The organism is Capnocytophaga leadbetteri (assembly GCF_003054025.1).
GTDB classification, from domain to species: Bacteria; Bacteroidota; Bacteroidia; order Flavobacteriales; family Flavobacteriaceae; genus Capnocytophaga; species Capnocytophaga leadbetteri.
The window spans coordinates 1-4,095 of the sequence record NZ_QBKG01000033.1; the positions used below are offsets into that span (position 1 = coordinate 1).

The 4,095-nt window shown below is 41.1% G+C and carries 1 protein-coding gene and 1 pseudogene; both read left to right on the plus strand.

Annotated elements, in window-relative coordinates:
* A partial coding sequence (locus C8P65_RS11930) for a T9SS type B sorting domain-containing protein (RefSeq protein WP_146162936.1) occupies positions 1–252 on the plus strand: 252 nt, incomplete at its 5' end.
* Positions 253–574: 322 nt separating this feature from the next.
* Positions 575–4,095 (plus strand): annotated as a pseudogene (locus tag C8P65_RS11935) (hypothetical protein); the annotation flags it as partial.

The following is a 4,095-nucleotide window of genomic DNA, read 5'->3' on the forward strand; positions in this document are numbered from 1 at the left end:
TTCCATATAGCAGGTATAGAGGCTTACCCTAACAATACGGTGCGTATTTACAACCGTTGGGGAGTAAAAGTATGGGAGGCACAAAGCTATGATAACGTTCGCAACGTATTTAAAGGCATCTCTAACGGACGAGTAACGATAGAGGCAGCCGACAAGTTGCCGCAAGGCACTTACTATTATGTCATCGAATACGTAGATGAGAACAATCAACAGCAATCTATGGTAGGTTGGTTATACTTGAAGAAAGACTAACCGATGAAATGAGCAAATAAGATAATTTGCCAATGATAAAAAAAGCTCAGGGTATTACATCCTGAGCTTTTTTTATTACCTATACAAGATACAGGATAAGCGAACGATGAGCGAAGGATAAGCGAACAATGAGCGAACGAAAGTTGGCGAGTCTCCCATTCTTCCCATTCTTCCCAGCCTTCTCATTCCTCCCAAATCGCCAAATCCCCAACCCGAAAAAATCTAAAAATAGTGTTAAAGTTTTACACCGTATTACTTTTTATTGTAACTTTGCCTTCTGGATTACTATAATCCTTTTATTTATTAATGAAATAAATCTTTTATGCAATTACTAAATTCCCAAACATTCAAAGGGCTTCTAATAGCCTTCTTATGCTTATCGTGGGGAGCAAAAGCACAAGTAGCTGTCAATAGCGCAGTAGCCCAAAGCGAAGTGCATTTTGCTAACAATACCAATTTTGAAATTGGTACCCTTACCATTAAGATTAAGTTACCTACTACTAAAAATACAGCTGAGGTAACCGTTACCTTGCCTACTGGTATTGAGTATGTAGCAGGCTCTGTAAGTGGTGGAGCCAATGCTACTTCGGTATCCCAAGTGGCAGGTAGCCCTCTTAATAAACCTGTGTTTACCCTTGTAGGTACGCCTAACACCGAAGTGGCTTTTACCCTTAAGCGTAAGCTTACTAAGGCTGCTACCGATGCTTTGGCAGGTAGATACCTTACCGATAGAGTAAAAGCGACAGTAACAGGCGAAACCCCTGACGAGAAAGATTCTAATCAGTATAGAGTTACGCCTCCAGTAGTTACCGTGCAAGACGTTGTAGGAGTTGATGGCGCCTCATTAGGCGAAAATACAGCTACCTTTGGTATTCGTAATACAGGGGTAGGCTATGCGCATACCATTTACTTCTCTGTAGATTACCCAGCAAATGTTACTAACGTACGCTTTACCCCTCCTACAGGGGTAACCTTAACTCACGTGGGTAATGTACCTGCTGGCTTCCCCGATGCAGGTAAGCCTTTGTATAGCCTTACCAAAACAGGTGGATTTGCTAATAATGAGCTGGTAACTATTACCGAAACCTATAAGATAGCCCCTGCTCTTTGCGGTAAACAAACTAAAATAGGCTATGTCCCTTATTGGGGCTTTTCGGCTACCAACCTATTTGCCCAAAATACTAAGGTGGATAGAGATATAAAAGTACGTACTTATACTCCTTCAGTAAAGCAAACCCAAGACGGAAATAAAAGATATTTTGTCGAAGGCGCAGGTCTTACGGCTGCTACCGGACAAAAACTCGGTACATTCTATACCGCCTTCAAGAACGAAAGTACTGATGCTACGGCTTATAACAACCGACTTAATAATCTGTATCAAATTTTAACATTCTTCAAACCTGATAACTTTTATATCATTGCTACCGATGGTACTAAGATTCCGGTACCTTCAACTTTTATCAATAATGTAAACTCTACAGGTTTTGATTTTCGCAATCTGCCCGCTTTAGCCGATGCGGCTCTTACAGGCAAAGATATTGGTTTTACCGATGAAGACGCTGATGGTTTCCGCGACGACCTAAAACCTGGTGCCGAGGTAAGAATATGTTTTGATTTGGTTGCTACGGGTACTCCATTCACTTGTAATCCTTATATCTTATCTATAAATCCTTCCTTTTATTATCATTATGAAAGTGCTTGTGGAGAAACAATAGAACTAAGAGATAATCCATATGTTTATACGCGCTATTTTGGACGAGTAAATAAAACGGCTTTCCCCGCTCAGTTGCTTAAAAATGCTCCTGAGAAAGGGCGTATAGCTCCTAATATGAATTCGGTAGGAGTTGTAGAGCGCTTTCAAGGAGATGCAAGTGCTAGAAATAATGATATCCGTTACCGCTACTATATGCAGTTGCCTTCGGGTATTGCTCTCAAAAATGTAGTGTTCTATTACGCTAGAGAAGTTGGCGATACTTCTGTTCCCTCTGTTGCTATTGGCAATATACCAGCTGGTGGGTTGTTAGATTTTACTACCCCCGAAACGCCTCCCGCAGGCATAACGGGTGACAATGCGCGTTTATGGGGATATATCTCTTTTGATATCGAGCTTACTGACTGTACAGGCTTGAGCAATGCTACCTCTATTGATTACAAAGTGTTTGTAATGAACAGAAACCAAGGAGGTACTACTTTTACCCCCATACCTATACTTTGCGAAAGTGTAAATGTGGCATTAGGTTGTACCGTACCGTGTGGAGTAAATGGTCCTGAGATGCTCAGTACCAAAGTAGAACGCGCCGATAACTCTTATGGTTGGACGGATGCTACTATGACCCAACGCGTACAGCGCGCTAATATATCCGCTGAACAACGCCGTAAAGTATTGCATTTAGACGATATAGAGTTCTTCGCCGAAGGAAAACAATCGCCTAATGCTACAGCCGATAACCTATTCTATTACACAGCTGTAGAAAAACGCGTGAACTTAGACCCTAAATTTATCAAATTAAAAATAGGTACTCACGAAGTTACTCTGCAAGCTACTGACCCTGGAGTGGTAACACGCGCTACCAATGCTAATGGTAATTACTACCGTTGGAATCTTACCGATGCACTGCCTTCGGGCATTTTAGCCGCAGGGCAAACCTTCTCGGTAGTAGCTACCTATCAGGTAAATAATCCGTCAAATAGTAGTTCTTCAGAAGAACAGTCGGGTAAGACTTCTTATTTCTATACCTTAGCCGATAAGAATGATCCCGCCGTTAGCCCGCAAGGGTATCATACTAACGCATTGCGCTGTGGTTTAGACCTGATACCAGTTTTCACTTTTGCTAATACAACCATAGCTTATGGTATGAATGGCTTTGGGGTGACAGCTTGTACCCCTAGCAATATTGGAGGAAGGTTTATCCATTTTGGTCGTGCTCAAAATAATGGTAGTAACCTTTATACTGAAGAATATCGCCCAGGAATCTTAATGAGAAAGATTGTCCTAAAAATACCTTTGTCTTATAAAATTGTAGCCAATCCTGAATATTTCTATACCGCTAATATTGCAGATACTAAGAAATATAGCGATCAACAGTCTTCGGTTATTATCCCGTTAGCTAATTGGGTAGAATCTACCGAAGGGAACAACCGCGTATATACCTATCTAAATCCTGTTAATAGAACAGATCCTTACCATTTACCCGCAGGGATTGTAGCAACAACCTATAGCCAATGGCTGCGTGTTAAGGTGCAAGCCTCTTGTAACTCTAAAGAATTTACAGGTACTGATGCTGCTAAAAGAGCTGCGGCTATTGCTGCAGGCGAAATTGGTTCTTACGTGGTAGACTGTGAAGACTATTACTATCATTACGCCGATAGTCCTACCCCATTAGTTGTCGAAAAAACTAACTTTAGTGTTATGAATATGACTTCTAAGCCTCAATTATTATTGTTGGCAAGAGGTCAAGGCTCTACTATTAGGGCAGATAGAAGTGAGCAACAAACAGTTTTCTCTATCGAGACACGCAACAGTGCAGCTCCTAATGCTTGGATATCTATTCCTGATGTTACAGGTATGGAAGTATTAGGTTTAGAAGAGGTGAATGATGCCTTGGCTACTACTGTACTACATACCTTTACTCCGGTAACAAGTATTTCAGGAGAGAAGATGTTTTTCTTAAATAAAACATTACCAGTAGGTGCTGCAAATCAAAAATACTACCGATTAAAATTTAAACTTACCAACTGTAGTAATCCTCAGATGAAGTTTAAAGTGTATGCGGGCTGGAATTGTGAGGGCAACCCTACCGGAGGTCTTAATGAGGCTTGCGACGAGAATTCCTTAGAGTACAC